Annotated in this window: 13 protein-coding genes and 1 riboswitch; of the genes, 10 read left to right on the top strand and 3 right to left on the bottom strand. The window is 65.7% G+C overall.

Going from position 1 to position 16,671, the window contains the following annotated elements:
- Nucleotides 1–37: 37 nt before the first annotated feature.
- Entirely contained in the window at nucleotides 38–1,168 is a 1,131-nt protein-coding gene (locus MKW15_RS08535) for a hypothetical protein (RefSeq protein ID WP_240857169.1), read from the top strand.
- 10 nt (nucleotides 1,169–1,178) lie between these two features.
- Here MKW15_RS08535 and MKW15_RS08530 read toward each other — a convergent pair whose 3' ends face one another.
- Entirely contained in the window at nucleotides 1,179–2,705 is a 1,527-nt protein-coding gene (locus MKW15_RS08530; RefSeq protein WP_240857168.1) for a hypothetical protein, read from the bottom strand.
- A 257-nt stretch (nucleotides 2,706–2,962) separates the two neighbouring features.
- Here MKW15_RS08530 and secA2 point away from each other — a divergent pair, with 257 nt between their 5' ends.
- The 9 genes from secA2 (at nucleotide 2,963) to gcvP (ending at nucleotide 12,900) form a co-directional block, all read left to right on the top strand.
- Nucleotides 2,963–5,506 (top strand): accessory Sec system translocase SecA2, encoded by a 2,544-nt coding sequence (secA2, locus tag MKW15_RS08525; protein ID WP_240857167.1) that lies wholly within the window; start codon nucleotides 2,963–2,965, stop codon nucleotides 5,504–5,506.
- A 75-nt stretch (nucleotides 5,507–5,581) separates the two neighbouring features.
- Entirely contained in the window at nucleotides 5,582–6,184 is a 603-nt protein-coding gene (locus tag MKW15_RS08520) for a CDP-alcohol phosphatidyltransferase family protein (RefSeq protein WP_240857201.1), read from the top strand.
- A 3-nt stretch (nucleotides 6,185–6,187) separates the two neighbouring features.
- A complete protein-coding gene (gene gcvH / locus MKW15_RS08515) occupies nucleotides 6,188–6,592 on the top strand; it encodes a glycine cleavage system protein GcvH (RefSeq protein WP_240857166.1) in 405 nt (134 codons plus the stop codon).
- A gap of 28 nt (nucleotides 6,593–6,620) precedes the next feature.
- The gene (locus MKW15_RS08510) at nucleotides 6,621–6,836 is read left to right on the top strand and encodes a hypothetical protein (protein ID WP_240857165.1); all 216 of its coding nucleotides are present in this window, start codon (nucleotides 6,621–6,623) and stop codon (nucleotides 6,834–6,836) included.
- A complete protein-coding gene (gene garA / locus MKW15_RS08505; RefSeq protein ID WP_240857164.1) occupies nucleotides 6,833–7,282 on the top strand; it encodes a glycogen accumulation regulator GarA in 450 nt (149 codons plus the stop codon). Before MKW15_RS08510 ends, garA begins: the two co-directional genes overlap by 4 nt.
- Nucleotides 7,283–7,287: 5 nt before the next feature.
- Nucleotides 7,288–8,007 (top strand): transcriptional regulator FtsR, encoded by a 720-nt coding sequence (ftsR, locus tag MKW15_RS08500; RefSeq protein WP_433254758.1) that lies wholly within the window; start codon nucleotides 7,288–7,290, stop codon nucleotides 8,005–8,007.
- A gap of 196 nt (nucleotides 8,008–8,203) precedes the next feature.
- Nucleotides 8,204–8,704 (top strand): bifunctional nuclease family protein, encoded by a 501-nt coding sequence (locus tag MKW15_RS08495; RefSeq protein ID WP_240857162.1) that lies wholly within the window; start codon nucleotides 8,204–8,206, stop codon nucleotides 8,702–8,704.
- Between the two features lie 269 nt (nucleotides 8,705–8,973).
- Nucleotides 8,974–9,639, top strand: coding sequence for a MerR family transcriptional regulator (locus MKW15_RS08490; RefSeq protein ID WP_240857161.1), 666 nt, complete (start codon nucleotides 8,974–8,976; stop codon nucleotides 9,637–9,639).
- A gap of 79 nt (nucleotides 9,640–9,718) precedes the next feature.
- Nucleotides 9,719–9,823: riboswitch (glycine riboswitch) on the top strand.
- Nucleotides 9,824–10,008: 185 nt separating this feature from the next.
- On the top strand, nucleotides 10,009–12,900 hold the full coding sequence (gcvP, locus tag MKW15_RS08485) for an aminomethyl-transferring glycine dehydrogenase (protein WP_240857160.1): 2,892 nt from the start codon (nucleotides 10,009–10,011) through the stop codon (nucleotides 12,898–12,900).
- 132 nt (nucleotides 12,901–13,032) lie between these two features.
- Here the strand turns inward: gcvP and MKW15_RS08480 are convergent, their stop codons facing one another.
- Both MKW15_RS08480 and MKW15_RS08475 read right to left on the bottom strand, forming a co-directional pair.
- The gene (locus MKW15_RS08480) at nucleotides 13,033–14,223 is read right to left on the bottom strand and encodes a hypothetical protein (RefSeq protein WP_240857159.1); all 1,191 of its coding nucleotides are present in this window, start codon (nucleotides 14,221–14,223) and stop codon (nucleotides 13,033–13,035) included.
- 200 nt (nucleotides 14,224–14,423) lie between these two features.
- Entirely contained in the window at nucleotides 14,424–16,619 is a 2,196-nt protein-coding gene (locus MKW15_RS08475; protein ID WP_240857158.1) for a malate synthase G, read from the bottom strand.
- Nucleotides 16,620–16,671 lie beyond the last annotated feature (52 nt).

The following is a 16,671-nucleotide window of genomic DNA, read 5'->3' as shown; positions in this document are numbered from 1 at the left end:
CGCTTCGGCCGAGGTGAGGGTGAGCGGAGGTACTCGCATGGTTTCGGTCACTTGCCGCACTGAATACCTGACAAATCGCCATCATCGGGCCGCCTCGGCGGCCTGGTTGTCGATGCTGCTCGGGTTGTTCGCGCTGGTGATCCTCAATATTGCGAATGTGTCCGGCATCGTCACGGCGACGGTGGTCGCGGCGTTGATCGCCGTCTCGCTGGGTGTCGCTGCGTTCGGTCGCCTCGGTGACCGGGGAGCGGTGTTGCTCACCGTCGACGACGACACCGTGTACGTCGGCGACGAGGATCATCAGCTCGCCGGCTACCCCCTGACCAGTCTGGTGTCGGTGAGCCTGGGAGGTCCGGCAGACACCACCACCGCGGGATCGTCCGGCGATGGCCGCGATCTGCGGGTCCGCGGGGCGAAACATCTGACGATGGTTTTCGACGTCGACGGCAAGGACACCTGGAAGGTTGCCGTGATCGACTCGGATCCGGCGGCGGCAGAGGTGATCGGGCGGCTACGAAAACAAGCACCCGAGAGGGTTGCGTCCAAGCAGCGGACGGAGAAGAAGCGGGAATCCGGGAAGGCCACGTCTGGCGAACAGGAGTTCGACCAGAAGGACACGCCCGGACCGCGGATTGCCGATGCGGGCACCGACGAGGCTGCCGAGAGGCTCTGGGAGGAGGCCACTCGGCGTCACGACAAGGTCCTGAGCGACTACGCCGCTTACGAACTCGACCCCGCGGCCCTCTTGCGCTATCCGGCGATCACGGACGTGACCGTCGAGACGACCCAGAACTTTCACCTGGCGCTCGACGACGCGACCGCCCTGCGCACCGATCGCTATCCCGGCAGTCGATCCCGTGCCGACGCCTATCAGCAGTCGGTGGCCGCATTGCGTCGCGCCTGGATCGCCTGTGAGGCCTACGGAAAGAAGGTCGGTTCGGGCTATCTCGAGCCGGGCGACCAGGAAGATCTCGACACCGCGCTCAAGCTGTACCGGCATGCCGCCAGCAGCACCACACCGGCCGAGCAGGCGACCTACTACGGGCGGGTCCGTGACATCGTCACCTCGATGGCCGACCGAGGCGGGTTGCGGCCTCCGGAAGCCGCAGTCGAAGAACTGAAAGCCGTCACGCGCCGTGCGATCGAGGCCGGCGAGCCAACACACTAATGTCGCGACACTAGAACGCCTCGTCGTGCAGGAACTTTCCCTGAGTGGAGTAAATCCCTTCGGCCGCAGCGACATTGGCGATCTTGACGCTGATTGCCCATTGGCTGGGTGGCCCGCCCGCCTCCTGTGCGTCGTCGGCGTCGAAGAAGGGCGGGTCGTGCATTTCGATATCGATCGCGTCCTGGTCGTAGGGCGGAACCTGCCCGCGTGCGATCGCCTGACCGCGGACGGATTCGAACACCGGCAGCGAGACGTCGGTGAAGGCGAAGCCGTCAGTTGAGTTCCGACCCTCGTACTCGGTGAGTTCCGGGAACCGTCCGGGAGCGATCTCGAGGTCGCCGTAGCGGGTGGGCATCCTGTATTCGACGCGGACGCCGCCGCTGTTGAATGCGCTTCCCACATAAGGGGTTCCAGGTGCGAACGATCGAATCTTGAACTGCGTCAGCACCGGATCGTCGAGCGGTATGCGCGCATTGAGCAGTGCCGCCCGCATGAGCTCGAACGAGCGGGCGAAATCGGTGGGGTCGAAGAATTCGGCGACGGTCCCGTCGGGCGTTGCCTGCATGGTGACGCCGGAGATTCCGATCTTGGTGTTGCCGTCGAAGTCCGCGTTGATCAGCACCGGTCTGATGGTGTCGCCGTTGCGGGGCCGTTCGATGTCGATGCTGCTGATCTCGGTGTCGCCGCCGAACCGGGAGATCTGGCGCGTCATCGTGTTCACAACCGACGTGAGGTCGGTCGACGAGAGTTCGGCCGCGGTGAAGGTGCTCGGCTTGCGGCGGGTGTCGGTGGTCGGCGACTTTCGAGCCGCGTCGATCCAGATGTTGGTCGTCTCACCGGTGTTCGGGTCGAAGACGGTTGCATAATCCGAACTGGGGGTGTCGTAGAGGCGGATGCTCAGGATGTTGTCGGCACCGGACTGTCCGAACTCGTCGGTGATGGTTTCGAGCGCTGTGCGTAATTGCGATGTGTAGTCGGATTTCTCGTCGCCGAGGTCGAGGGCCTTGGTGATCGACGGAAGCTTGGCGTCGACGTGCCAGGCCTGTCCCACACCGAACAGGAGAGCGAGCAGGGCGACGACGGTGACGGCGGGGTAGATGACGGCCCAGCGTCCGGGCTGGTCGTCGAACTCGGGCACGTCGTCGCCGCTCCGACGGGCGGGGAGTTCGCCGGGCGGCATCGTGGTGAAGGGTTGGGCGGTCAGGGCCTGGAAATGGCCCTTGGACATCGAGGTGATCCAGCGGGCCTCGTATTCCGTGTCGTCGCGCGGGGTCACCGTCGCGCTCACCATCGTCGGTTGCAGGTCCTCGGTTGCCAGACTGCTGCGGGTGAGCGCGTGCACGTGGACCGCCACCGCATTGCGATCAGGGCCCCGGCGGAAGATCCCGAGCTCGGAGATGCGCGACGGTCGAGGGCCGATCGCGACACCGAGGAACACCAGCGGTACGCCGATGAACAGTGCCACCCACCAGGCGTTGAACGCGCCCAGCCCGATGCCCAGCGCGATGAGCAAGCCGGCGATCGCGGCGCGAACCACCCGAACTGTGGTCCGTTTCGATGGTGTCGCTGGTCTCGCTGGCATCGAACCCCCTCCAAGGGCAGGCGCTGGGAACGGTCTCGTCGCCGCAATCGCGCCGCCGGATACCCACGGTGCAGAGGAATTCTAATGTCGCCGACGAGCACTGACCAGCGGCCGCGTACCGTTGACGATGTTCTCGTCGCGGCTCGTGTCGCATGACACCGGCGCCGCAGGTGGGTTGCAGATGGCCGACGATTGATCAGGAGAAGTGTTCGGTGGGAAAGCTGACCAACAGCATGTGGCGACTGCTCGGGGCGCAGTCGACACGCAACCAGTCGAAGTCGGTGGGCGTGATCAAGGACGCCGAGACCCATGCCGACTGGGCTGCCGACCTCGACGACGACGATTTCGTGCGCGAAGTGGAGAAGCTCGAAATCGCGTCGAACGACCGCGATCGGGCCAAATTCCTGGCGCTGGCGCGGGAGGCCGCGGACCGTTCCATCGGCCTGCGACCGTTCGATGTGCAACTCCAGGGTGCGCTCCGCCTCCTCGAAGGCGACGTCATCGAGATGGCAACGGGTGAAGGCAAGACGCTGGCCGGTGCGATCGCCGCCGTCGGTTACGTCCAGCTCGGCCATCAGGTGCACGTCATCTCGGTGAACGACTACCTGGCCACGCGCGACGCGGACTGGATGAAGCCGCTCTTCGAGATCTTCGGGATGACTGTGCATGCGGTCTCGGAGAACTCCACGCGCGAGGAACGCAAACGCGCCTACAACGGCGACGTCACCTACGGGTCGGTCAACGAGATCGGGTTCGACGTCCTGCGCGATCAGCTGGCCCTCACCTCCGACGACCTCGTCTCGCCCAAGCCCGACGTCGCCATCATCGACGAGGCCGATTCCGTCTTGGTCGACGAGGCCCTCATCCCGCTGGTGCTGGCCGGATCGACGGAGACCGAGGTGCCCGACGAGGCGATCCACGACGTCGTCTCCCGTCTGAAGAACAAGCACTTCGACGTCGATTCCGACGGCCGCAACGTGACGCTCACCGACGAGGGCGCCGAGTTCGTGGAGGCCGAACTCGGTGGTATCAATCTGTACGACGAGGAGCATGTCGGCACGACGCTGGTGCATGTCAACGTCGCGATGCACGCCCACTATCTCCTCGAGCGCGACGTTCACTACATCGTGCGCGACGGCGGAGTGCACCTGATCAATGCGTCGCGTGGTCGTGTGGCGCAACTCCAGCGCTGGCCCGACGGAGTGCAGGCCGCGGTCGAGATCAAGGAGGGGCTCGCCCAGACCGGTGACGGTGAGGTCATCGACACGATCACCGTGCAGGCGTTGGTCGGCCGTTACCCCAAGGTGTGCGGCATGACCGGTACCGCGGTGGCCGCCGGCGAGCAGTTCCGTCAGTTCTACGAACTGCGCATCTCGCAGATTCCGCCGAACTCCGAGAACATCCGTGACGATCTGCCCGACCGCGTGTACGACACCAAGGCGAACAAGGTCGAGGCCATCGTCGAATACGTCAAGGAGATCCACGAGACGGGGCAGCCGATCCTGATCGGCACGCACGATGTCGCGGAGTCCGAGGAACTCGCCTACTTCCTGGACAAGGCGGGCGTGTCCTCGGTGGTCCTGAACGCGAAGAACGACGCCGAGGAAGCGAAGATCATCGCGGAGGCCGGCACCAAGAATGCGGTGACCGTGTCCACACAGATGGCCGGTCGAGGCACCGACATCCGGCTCGGCGGCTCGCACGACGACGAGGAGGCACGCGACGAGATCGTCGAACTCGGCGGTCTCTGTGTCATCGGCACCGGGCGCCACGACACGGAGCGCCTCGACCTTCAGTTGCGTGGCCGCGCGGGACGACAGGGCGACCCGGGGGTGTCGGTGTTCTTCTCGAGCCTCGAAGATCCCGTCGTCACCCGAAACCTCGCATTCAAGCGTGATCCCGTCTCGCCCAACGACGATGGCTCGATGGGTGGCAAGGGTATCGACCTGATAGAGCAGGCTCAGCGTGTCGCCGAGGGCGTGATGCTCGAATTGCATGCCAACACATGGCGATACAACAAGCTGGTCAATCAGCAGCGCGAGATCGTGGTCGAGCGCCGGATGAAGGTGCTGACCACCGACACCGCGATCGACGAACTCGCCGACCTCGAGCCCGAGCGTTATGCGGAGCTGAGCGGCGAAAAGGTCGAGGACAAGAAGGCCGACGTGGATTCGACGGCCGACGTGGATTCGAAGGCTGACACGGACTCGAAGGCTGACACGGACGGCAAGGCCGACGAGGAAACGAAGACAGACGCCAAATCCGACGACTCGTCTTCCGGCGCCGACGATTTCGTGACCGTAGATTCCCAGAGCGCAGATTCCCAGAGCGACGCCTCCGATGGCGACGCTGCCGACGAGGAGAAGTCAACGCCGGCTGCCGAACCCGTGGATCGTGACGTACTCGCTCAGGCGGCGCGCGAGATCATGCTCTACCACTTGGACCGGGCGTGGGCCGATCACCTCGCGTTTGTCTCCGATGTGCGCGCCAGCATCCACCTGCGGGCCATCGGCAAGGAGAGTCCGCTCGACGAATTCCACCGCCTCATCCTCGCCGAGTTCGCCGACCTGCCCGCCAACGCGGTCACCGAGGCGCGCAAGACGTTCCTGGAGGCGGAGATCACGAACGACGGGGTCGACCTCGGGACCGCGGATCTCCACCGCTCACTGACCACCTGGACCTACATGGTCCACGACAACCTCTTCTCGTCGGGCGGCGCGAAGACTCTGCAAGGCATCATCGGAATCTTCCGGTGACCGCTGCGAAGGTCTGAAATCTTGTCCGACACTGCGCCGGACACGGGCGTCCCCGACGAGGCTGCGCCCGACGGAATTGTCCCCAACAGGATTGTCACCGTACCCAACGCGCTGAGCGTGTTGCGGCTGCTGTTGATCCCGGTGTTCGTCTGGCTGCTGTTGGTCGAGGAGGCGGACGGCTGGGCGTTCGCGGTGCTGATGTTCTCCGGTTTCTCCGACTGGGCCGACGGCAAGTTGGCGCGGTTGCTGAATCAGTCGTCGCGGATCGGGGCTCTCCTGGACCCGGCGGCGGATCGGCTGTACATCGTGATCATCCCGGTCGCGTTCGGCATCCGGGAGTTCTTGCCGTGGTGGCTGATCGCCGTGATCGTGCTTCGTGATGTCGCCCTGTTCGCCACCGCGCCGTTGCTGCGAAGCAGGGGGATCCTTGCCCTGCCGGTGCTCTACATCGGCAAGGCGGCGACCTTCGCGCTGATGAGTGCGTTCCCGTGGATCCTTGCCGGCCAGTTCGATTCGGTGGTCGGCACGATCTGCTATCCGATCGGGTGGGCATTCATGATCTGGGGTGTCGCGCTGTACCTCTGGTCGTTTGCCCTGTACGCCTATCAGACGATCCTCGTCTTGCGGCGGATGCCGGCCCACCGCACTACAGTTCCTACCGAGGAGAAAGGTGTTTGAGACGTGACCGATAGCAAGGTACCCGAAGTCTTCCGCTACACCGCAGAACACGAGTGGGTGGAGAAGAAGGGGCCGACGCTTGTGCGAATCGGTATCACCGACTTCGCCCAGGACGCGCTCGGCGATGTGGTCTTCGTGCAGCTGCCCGAGGTCGGCGCTGTCGTCGAGGCAGGTGAATCCTTCGCTGAGGTCGAATCGACGAAGAGTGTTTCCGACATCTTCGGTCCGCTCGACGGCACCGTCTCGGCGGTGAACGACGAACTCGACGCATCACCCGATCTGGTCAATTCTGACCCGTACGGCTCGGGTTGGCTGGTGGAGATCGAGGTCGCTGACGAGGCAACTCTCGCCGAGGCGCTCGACGCCATCCTCGATGCGGCGGGATACCGCGCCGTCATCGAGGGATAACGACCGTGGCGAGTGCCTCGGTGAGGATATGATCGTCGGTGCCGGAGACGACTCGCCTGCCGGTGCGATCGGCGTGACCGGTACGGTTGTTTCCGGACGATCGCGGGCGAGTGAAGAACATGCCGGTCGCGTGAACGCGCCGATGTTCCAGGCCGAACTGGAGCGGACGGGTGCAGTGAACCGGGCCCCCTCGGTGATGGCCGAAGATCGGGTGGCACCGATGATGACGAAGGAGAAGCGGTGAGCGATAACGACAAGGACTTCGAGGCTCCGGTGGAAACCACCTCGGTATTCCGCGAGGAGTTCATCAATGAGCTCGATGCGAGTGCGCCGACCTCGAATGAACCCGCCGACACCGGGGTCGAACGACTCTCGCCCGGGACGGCGCTGCTTGTCGTCAAGCGTGGGCCCAATGCGGGTTCGCGCTTCCTGCTCGACCAGGCGACCACGTCCGCCGGCCGGCATCCCGACAGTGACATCTTCCTCGACGATGTGACCGTGAGTCGCCGTCACGCCGAGTTCCGCCTCGGCGACAACGAGTTTCAGGTCGTCGACGTCGGCAGCCTCAACGGCACCTACGTCAACCGTGAGCCGGTGGACACCGCATCCCTGAGCAATGGGGACGAAGTGCAGATCGGCAAGTTCCGCCTGGTGTTCCTCAGCGGCCCACGCGACGAAGCGGGCGCCTGACCGTCGTGACGGCCTCTTCGGCTCGACGGTCAGAGGGATCGATGTCCATCGGCGCGGTCCTCGCGTTGCTGCGCGACGATTTCCCGGACATCACGATCTCGAAGATCCGATTTCTGGAATCGGAAGGGTTGATCACCCCGGAGCGTGCCCCGTCCGGATATCGCCGATTCAGCGAGGCCGATTGTGAGCGGCTGCGATTCGTGTTGACGGCGCAGCGCGACCGGTACCTTCCGCTGAAGGTGATCAAGGAGCAACTCGACGCCATCGACTCCGGCGACGGCACCGAGTCGGGGCCGACGCGTTTGCTGACGTCTGCGCGAGGTGCGGTCGCCCCGGCAACCGATTTCGGTTCGCGGGGTGGTCGGGTGTCGCGGGAATCGTTGATCGAACGGACCGGCGTGGATTCGGCCTTCGTCACCGAATTGCAGCGCAATGGACTGTTGACCGCCGGACCGGCGGGGTTCTTCGACGAGGACGCGGTTCGTCTCGTGGAGGCCGCGGCTGCTCTCGCCAGCTACGGGCTCGAGACCCGGCATCTGCGGGCCTTCAAGGTGTCTGCCGACCGCGAGGCCGGTTTGGTTGCGCAGATCGCGAGTCCCATTGCGAAGGGCAAAGGGACAGGTGCGCGCGACCGTGCCGAAGAACTCGTGCGGGAGATCGCGGCGCTGTCGGTCACGCTGCACACCCAACTCGTCAAGGCGGCTGTGCGCGGAGCGCTGGATTGACAGCTGTGCGCGGAGCGCTGGATTGACAGCTCGGCGCGCAGCGCTGGATTGAGCCCTGGGAGTCTCATCTTCTCGATGGGGTTCGGTGGCGCCTCAAGTCGGCCGCCGCATCGTGGCGTTGCGGTGTAGCGTCGGGGGAAACCAAAAGTACTGATGCTTCTCAAGTGACGTCCACGTCGACACGGAGGTGGTGGGAATGAGCGAGATGCGAGTGGTGGGTATCCGGGTGGAGCCACCGCAGAGCCAGCCCGTGTTGTTGCTGCGCGAGGTGGACGGTCAACGGTATCTGCCGATCTGGATCGGGCAGAGTGAAGCGGCGTCGATTGCGTTGCGGCAGAAGGGTATCGAACCTCCGCGGCCGCTGACGCACGATCTCATCGTCAACCTCATCAACGATTTCGGGCAGACGCTTCTCGAAGTCCGCATCGTCGACATGCAGGAGGGCACCTTCTACGCGGAGATGGTCTTCGCCGGGGATCTTCGGGTGTCCGCGCGGCCGTCGGATTCCATCGCGGTGGCGATGCGTGCCGACGTGCCGATCATCGCCGACGAGGAGGTGCTCGCGGAGGCCGGACTCCTCATCCCCGACGAGGAATCCGACGAGGAGACTCCCGCCCCGAGTGACGACGAGGTGGAGAAGTTCAAAGAGTTCCTCGACAACGTCTCGCCCGACGACTTCAAGGCCAGCGGCGCCTGAGCTTCCGGGATCGTGCGGCCGAGCGGCCACAGGTAACGGAACGGGCAACGCGAGGTCACCATTCGCGCCGATCTCGAGTTGACGTCGAGTGTTCGGGCGCGTCGCATTGATCCGTCGACCGCATAGGACATACCGTCGAGGTCAACATCGCCTGATTCGACAGGCGAGGTAGAGATGATCGGGTGCACGGGTACCCGCACCGCGTAGAGTAGGCGCTGGTGCCGGGCAGTTCCTGACGGTCCGATCCGAGCGTTGCGAGGGAGTCTGAAGTGGGCGATCAGCCGGTCGACAACGATGCCACGTCACAGGATCAGAGCACGCTGCCAGGTATCGATGACCAGCCGGCGCAGACCCAGGTTAGCCCGAAGCAGACCGCGACCCAGGGCAGTCTCGACGACATCGCGCCCGGGCTGTTCCCCAACGACACCGTTCCCGACGAGCTGATCGGCTATCGCGTGCCGAGTGCATGCCAGATCGCCGGGATCACCTACCGGCAGCTCGACTACTGGGCGCGCACCTCACTTGTCGTGCCGTCGATCCGCAGCGCCGCCGGCTCCGGCAGTCAGCGGCTGTACTCCTTCAAGGACATCCTGGTCCTCAAGATCGTCAAACGGCTGCTCGACACCGGTATCTCGTTGCAGAACATCCGGGTCGCGGTCGACCACCTGCGCCAGCGCGGGGTCGAGGACCTCGCCCGGATCACCCTGTTCTCCGACGGCACGACCGTCTATGAATGCACGTCGGCCGAAGAGGTGGTGGACCTCCTCCAGGGCGGCCAGGGCGTCTTCGGCATCGCGGTCAGCGGTGCGATGCGGGAGCTGACCGGGACGATCGCCGATTTCCCGGGTGAGCGTGCCGACGGCGGTGTGAGCGAGCCCGCCCCGGAAGACGAGCTGGCTGCCCGGCGCAAGAGCCGCGCGCGTCGCACCGGCTAGTCCTTCACACGAGTGCGACGAGCGGCACACGAGTCGAGGACGTGTGTGTCGTTGATCATGGCCTAAACTGGACACGCGTCGCTGCATCACGGGAGAGCGTCACCGGATCACTGGTCCAGGGTGGCCGCCGAAGGAGCAATACCTCCTCGTCAAACTCTCAGGCACCCAGGACCGTGGTGTTGACGGCGTCTCTGGAAAGTGACGGCAGTGCTCGTCCGCCCACGGTGAAAGGTCGTCGATCGCGAATCGGTGACCGAATCTCTCAGGCGTCGGGGTCGGTGACGACCCGTTGACATGACAGAGGGGGAGGGCCAGCCCACCGGTTGGGCACAACGATGCCGACCGGAACTGTGAGAGGTTGACCCGACCATGAGCGCATCGCCATCCGAGTCGTCCGACAGCCATGTTTCCGCCTTCGTCGATCGCCACGTCGGTCCGGATGCCGACGAAACACAGCGCATGCTCGCCCTCATCGGCGTCGCGTCCCTCGACGAACTCGCCGGGCAGGTGGTGCCGGCGGTCATCACCGACGACACCGAGGCCGATGCCCTGGCCGGGTTGCCCGCACCGATGAGCGAGACCCAGGTGACCGAACGGCTGCGCGGCCTGGCGGAGACGAACACGGTCGCCCGGTCGATGATCGGTCTCGGCTACTACGACACCCATACGCCGGCGGTCATCCGCCGCAACGTGCTCGAGAATCCGGCGTGGTACACCGCGTACACGCCGTATCAACCCGAGATCAGCCAGGGTCGGTTGGAGGCGTTGCTGAATTTCCAGACGATGGTCGCCGACCTCACCGCCATGGAGGTCGCGGGAGCGTCGATGCTCGACGAGGCGACCGCGGCGGCCGAGGCGATGACCCTCATGCGCCGCGCGGGCAAGTCGAAGTCGAACCGGTTGGTGGTCGACGCCGACCTGTATCCCCAGACGCGTGCGGTCATCGACACCAGAGCCGAACCGCTCGGTATCGACGTCGTCGAGGCGTCTCTGCATCCCGGGTTGCCCGATGGTGGGCTGCCCGACGGTGAGTTCTTCGGGATCGTCCTGCAGGTGCCCGGTGCTTCCGGGCGGATCGTCGACGCCGCGCCGATCATCGACGCCGCGCACGACCGGGGTGCGCTGGTGGCGGTGGGAGCCGATCTTCTGGCGCTGACCCTCATCACGCCTCCGGGCGAGCAGGGCGCCGACGTCTGCTTCGGGACCACCCAGCGATTCGGTGTGCCGATGGGCTTCGGCGGTCCGCACGCCGGATACCTGTCGGTCCACACGCGCCATGCCAGGCAACTGCCCGGACGGCTGGTCGGTATCTCCAAGGATGCCGATGGCAACCTCGCCTACCGGCTCGCCCTGCAGACACGTGAGCAGCACATCCGGCGCGAGAAGGCGACAAGCAACATCTGCACCGCGCAGGTCCTGTTGGCTGTCATCGCCGCGATGTACGCGTCGTATCACGGTGCCGAAGGTCTGCGCGCGATCGCCCGACGAACCCACGCCAATGCCGCGCGTCTCGCCGACTGCCTCGCGGCCGCAGGGTTCGCGATCGCGCACGCGTCGTTCTTCGACACGATCGAGGTCCGCACGCCCGGGCAGGCCGACGCTGTTCTGGCACAAGCGAAGCGCCACGGCATCAACCTGCGCCGGGTGGATGGCGACGTCGTCGGGATCGCGTGCGACGAGACCACCACCGATACCGACATCGCCGCGGTGCTCGATGCCTTCAGCGCGGCATCGGTGCAGCCGAGGGGCTTGGCCGCTCCGATCGAGACGCGCACCTCGGAGTTCCTCACCCACCCGGCGTTCAATCGGTATCGCACCGAAACCGCGATGCTTCGCTATCTGCGCGCCCTGTCGGACAAGGACATCGCGCTCGATCGCAGCATGATTCCGCTGGGGTCGTGCACCATGAAGCTCAACGCCGCCACCGAGATGGAGCCGATCACCTGGCCCGGATTCGCCGGTCTGCACCCGTTCGCACCGAGTGCAGACACCGCCGGCATCCGCGAGCTCATCACCACCCTCGAGGACTGGCTGGTGGCCGTGACCGGCTACGACCGCGTCAGCCTGCAGCCCAACGCCGGCTCCCAGGGGGAGTATGCGGGGCTTCTCGCCATTCGTGGCTACCACCGGAGTCGAGGTGAGGTCGACCGCGACGTCTGCCTGATCCCGTCGAGCGCGCACGGCACCAATGCGGCGTCGGCGGTGATGGCCGGTATGCGCGTCGTGGTGGTCGCATGCCGCGAGAACGGCGATGTCGACCTCGACGACCTGACGGCCAAGATCGCGGCAAATGAGGGTCGCGTGGCGGCCATCATGATCACCTACCCGTCCACTCACGGTGTCTTCGAACACGACATCCGCGAGATCTGCGCGGCGGTCCACGACGCGGGCGGTCAGGTGTATGTCGACGGAGCCAACCTCAACGCGCTGGTCGGCGTGGCACGGCCCGGCCACTTCGGTGGCGACGTCAGTCACCTGAATCTGCACAAGACGTTCTGCATCCCGCACGGCGGGGGCGGACCGGGTGTGGGACCGGTGGCGGTGCGTGAGCACCTGGCCCCGTTCTTGCCGGGGCATCCGCTGGCGCCCGAGCTGCCGGGCGACATCACGATCTCGGCCGCGCCGTACGGGTCGGCGTCGATCTTGCCGATCACCTATGCGTATATCGCGATGATGGGTGCGGCGGGGCTGCGTCGGGCCACGATGACCGCGATCGCCTCCGCCAACTACGTCGCCGCGCGCCTCGGTGAGTACTTCCCGGTGCTCTACACCGGCGACCACGGCTACGTCGCACACGAGTGCATTCTCGATCTGCGTGGAATCACCAAGTCGACCGGCGTCACCGTCGACGATGTTGCGAAACGTCTCGCCGACTACGGTTTCCACGCACCGACGATGAGCTTCCCGGTGGCCGGAACGCTGATGGTGGAGCCGACGGAGAGCGAGAATCTCGACGAGATCGACGCCTTCTGCGACGCGATGATCGCCATCCGCGCGGAGATCGACAAGGTGGCCGCGGGCGAATGGGATGTCGAGGACAACCCGTTGCGAGGCGCTCCGCACACGTCGGAATGCCTCGTCGGAGAATGGAATCACCCCTACTCCCGCGAGGTTGCGGTCTATCCGCAGGGCCTGCCGTCGGCCGGCGCACGCGCCAAGGTGTGGCCGTCGGTGCGCCGCATCGACGGCGTGTTCGGCGACCGCAACCTCGTCTGCAGTTGTCCGCCGATCGAGGCGTTCAGCAGCACCACCGCTCCCTGAGATGGTCGGCGCGCCAAGCCTTTCCGCTGCCTGATGTGCTCGAGGCGCCAAGCCGAGAGCCTCGAAGGCTGGGCGAGATGACAATGTCGTTTCGCCAGTGGTTTCGACACGACGCCTCGCGCCGGCGACGCGTCAGGCCGGTCCGTAGACGAGTCGGTTGATGGCCACGATCGCGCCGGGTTCGGGGCTCGGCATCGGGCTGGGGGTGCGCGGGAACGTCACCGTCGCGGTCGCGGCGGGCAGTGGTGCGTCCCCACGGAATCCGAGCGCGGTCAGCAGTCGCAACTGGTCGGGCTGGGCGGCGAACTCGACGAAGTCGGCGACGGTGTCGGTGGCCACGTCCGACACCCGGTCGTCGGTGAGTCGCACCACCGGGTAGTCGGCCACCGGAGTGGGGCCGGTCGGCAGGAGTTCGGCGAGACGGGCCTGCGCGTCGTTGCGGGTCTCCTGATAGAGCTTCTGTTCGGTGATCGGCACCGCGTGGATGCGGGTCGACGATGGGTCTCCCGACCCCTCCGCGATGATGCGGGCGGCCCCGGCCGGGGTTCCGTCGGGTGACAACGGTGCGCCCTCGAGCAGGGCTTGCACGCTGAATCGCACCCGCTCCGATGCCGCATCCTGCGTGGTGAGCGCGCCGGTTGTCCGCGTCACCTGGGCGGCCACCGCCTGGGCGGCGAGCGCACTCGAGTCCGATTGCTGCTCGGTGGGCATCGCCATGCGCAGCGATCCCCAGCCGGGCAGGCCGACGTCGGCGAGGCTCGCGTCGCGGCGCTGCAGGGTGGGCAGCTGCGACCAGTCGAGCTTTCCGCCCAGCTGCTGGTTGAAGGCGGGGGACACCGCCAGCACCACCGGGGAGGTGACCAGCGAGCGGGGAGTTCCCTCGATCGCAGTGGGTTTCACGGCCGACAGGTTGGCCGCCCACACCGACGACTGCGGAATCCACGCTGCCGGGTAGGTCCCCATCGACGCGTCGTCCCACGTTCCGGCGAGCGCATCCGCGGTGATCTTCGCGTCGGCGTCGGGACGAATCGTGACAGTCACACAGTGATCGCGCACCACGGGGTTGGTCTTGGCATAGTTGGCCGCGATCTCGGTCAGTCCGGGTGCGAGGTCGGCGTCGGTGCGGATGGTCACCGTCTCCCGGCCCTCGACGCAGGAGCCGGCTGCCTCGTCGGCCTCCCGATCGATCCGGTCACCGAGATGCTGCCAGGCCACGATGATCGCGGCGACGAGAATGATCGACAACAACGCGAAGACCAGTCCCCGGCTCACACCCCGGCTCCGGATCCCGCCACCGCTGCCGGTACTCCGATGATGCGCCAAGGTCGGTGCCCCTCCGTGCTGTCGTGCCGGTCTCGATCGGTCGGTGACCGCGACACGAACACGCACAGCGTGCGAGACCCATCACACACGCAGAAGCGGTCACCAGGGTCTGACGATACCGCCCCGACCGCCTACCGCGGGGATGCGCGGTAGGCGGCCGGGGCGTCGTCTATCGTCTCGGAGACTTCCGGGCCGGGTGATCAGACCGTCGCGGCGGCCTTGAACTCGCGGCGACGGCGATGCAGGATCGGCTCGGTGTAGCCGCTCGGCTGCTTCGCACCCTCCAGGATCAACTCCTTGGCGGCCTGGAAGGCGATGCTCGAGTCGAAGTCGGGAGCCATCGGCCGGTACTCGGGATCACCCTCGTTCTGCCGGTCCACCACCGGCGCCATCCGCTTCAGGGCGGCCACCACATCGTCGGCGGTGACGATGTCGTGGTGAATCCAGTTCGCGAGCAGCTGGCTGGAGATCCGCAGCGTCGCCCGATCCTCCATGAGCGCGATGTCGTGGATGTCGGGAACCTTCGAACAGCCCACGCCCTGGTCGATCCAGCGCACGACGTACCCGAGGATCGACTGACAGTTGTTGTCGAGCTCCTCTTTCTTCTCCTCGTCGGTCCAATCCGTCTTGGGCGCAAGCGGAATGGTGAGGATGTCGTCGACCGACGCCGGATCGCGCTTGGCGATCTCGTCCTGACGCTCGAAGACGTCCACCAGGTGGTAGTGCATGGCGTGCAGGGTCGCGCCGGTGGGCGACGGCACCCACGCGGTGCTGGCGCCGGCCTTGGGCTGACCGATCTTCTGCTCCACCATGTCGGCCATCAGATCGGTCATGGCCCACATGCCCTTACCGATCTGCGCGCGGTGCTGCAGCCCGGCGTGCAGACCGATGTCGACGTTGGAGTCCTCGTAGGCGAGCATCCACTTCTGCTGCTTCATCTCGCCCTTGCGGATCATCGCACCGGCCTCCATGGAGGTGTGGATCTCGTCGCCGGTGCGGTCGAGGAAGCCGGTGTTGATGAACACGACACGGCTTTCGGCCGCCTTGATGCAAGCCTTCAGATTCACCGTGGTGCGGCGCTCTTCGTCCATGATGCCGACCTTGAGGGTGTTCTCGGGCAGACCGAGGACCTTCTCCACTCGGCCGAACAGTTCGACGGTGAAGGCGACCTCGTCCGGGCCGTGCATCTTCGGCTTGACTATGTAGATCGATCCCGTACGCGAGTTCTGGACACCGGCGTCGGTCGACAATCCGTGAACGCCGATGAGCGAGGTGAACAGCGCATCCTGGATGCCCTCGCCCACCTCGTTGCCGTCGGCGTCGAGGATGGCGTCGTTGGTCATCAGGTGACCGACGTTGCGGACGAACAGCAGGGACCGTCCGTGCAGGTCGAATCCGGTGCCGTCGGGTGCGTTGTACTCACGGTTGCCGTTGAGGACACGCGTGAAGGTCTTGCCGCCCTTGGTGACCTCTTCGGACAGGTCGCCCTTGTTGAGGCCCAGCCAGTTGCGGTAGCCGAGCACCTTGTCGTCGGCGTCGACGGCGGCCACGGAGTCCTCGAAGTCCATGATCGTCGTGATAGCCGACTCCATAACGACATCCTTGATGCCCGCTGGATCGGTCTTGCCGATCGGCGAGGTCGGGTCGATCTCGATGTCGAGGTAGAGACCGTTGTTGCGGAGCAGGATCGACGACGGTGAGGTCGCATCGCCGCGGTAGCCGGCGAACGCCGACGGATCGGCGAGCGTCGAGGTGGTGCCGTCGGCCAAGGTGACCTGAACCGACGCGGCATTGTCGGCGCTGCCGGCACTGGTGATCGCGAAACCGGTGACGTCGGTGTAACTGCACTGCTCGAGCGGAACTGCCTTGTCGAGGAAGTCCTTCGCGTACGCGATGACCTTGTCGCCGCGAACAGTGTTGTAGGTCTTGCCCTTCTCGGCGCCGTCGGTCTCCGGGATGACGTCGGTGCCGTAGAGCGCGTCGTACAGCGAACCCCAGCGCGCGTTGGACGCATTGAGTGCGAACCGCGCGTTGAGGACCGGCACGACGAGCTGCGGACCCGCGGTCTCGCTGATCTCGCGGTCGACGTTGGCGGTGCTGATCTGGAAGTCGGCCGGCACATCCACCAGGTAGCCGATGTCGGTGAGGAAGGCCTTGTAGGCGTCGAAGTCCAGGTCACCCTTGTGGTCGCGGTGCCACTGGTCGATCTTGGCCTGCAGGTCGTCACGTACGGCGAGCAGCTCTCGGTTGCGCGGTGCGAGGTCGGCGATGACCGCAGCCGCACCCGACCAGAAGGCGTCCTTGTCGACCCCGGTACCCGGGAGGGCCTCGTTGTTGATGAAGTCGTAGAGAACGGAAGAGACCTGCAAACCGTCGACGGTGATCCGGTCGGACATGTCAGCCTTTCTGCGCAATCTCATCGCGGTCGGACCGTGGGCAAAGGCGTCC

The sequence above is a fragment of the Gordonia gummivorans genome (assembly GCF_022513585.1).
GTDB lineage: Bacteria > Actinomycetota > Actinomycetes > Mycobacteriales > Mycobacteriaceae > Gordonia.
Note: the sequence above shows the minus strand (reverse complement) of the source record. Positions and strands in the feature narration are given on the sequence as shown.

Coding starts and splice junctions, on each gene's coding strand:
- MKW15_RS08475 (WP_240857158.1), bottom strand. CDS start 16,619: ATGTCCGACCGGATCACCGTCGACGGTTTGCAGGTCTCTTCCGTTCTC.
- MKW15_RS08535 (WP_240857169.1), top strand. CDS start 38: ATGGTTTCGGTCACTTGCCGCACTGAATACCTGACAAATCGCCATCAT.
- MKW15_RS08495 (WP_240857162.1), top strand. CDS start 8,204: ATGAGCGAGATGCGAGTGGTGGGTATCCGGGTGGAGCCACCGCAGAGC.
- gcvP (WP_240857160.1), top strand. CDS start 10,009: ATGAGCGCATCGCCATCCGAGTCGTCCGACAGCCATGTTTCCGCCTTC.
- MKW15_RS08510 (WP_240857165.1), top strand. CDS start 6,621: ATGATCGTCGGTGCCGGAGACGACTCGCCTGCCGGTGCGATCGGCGTG.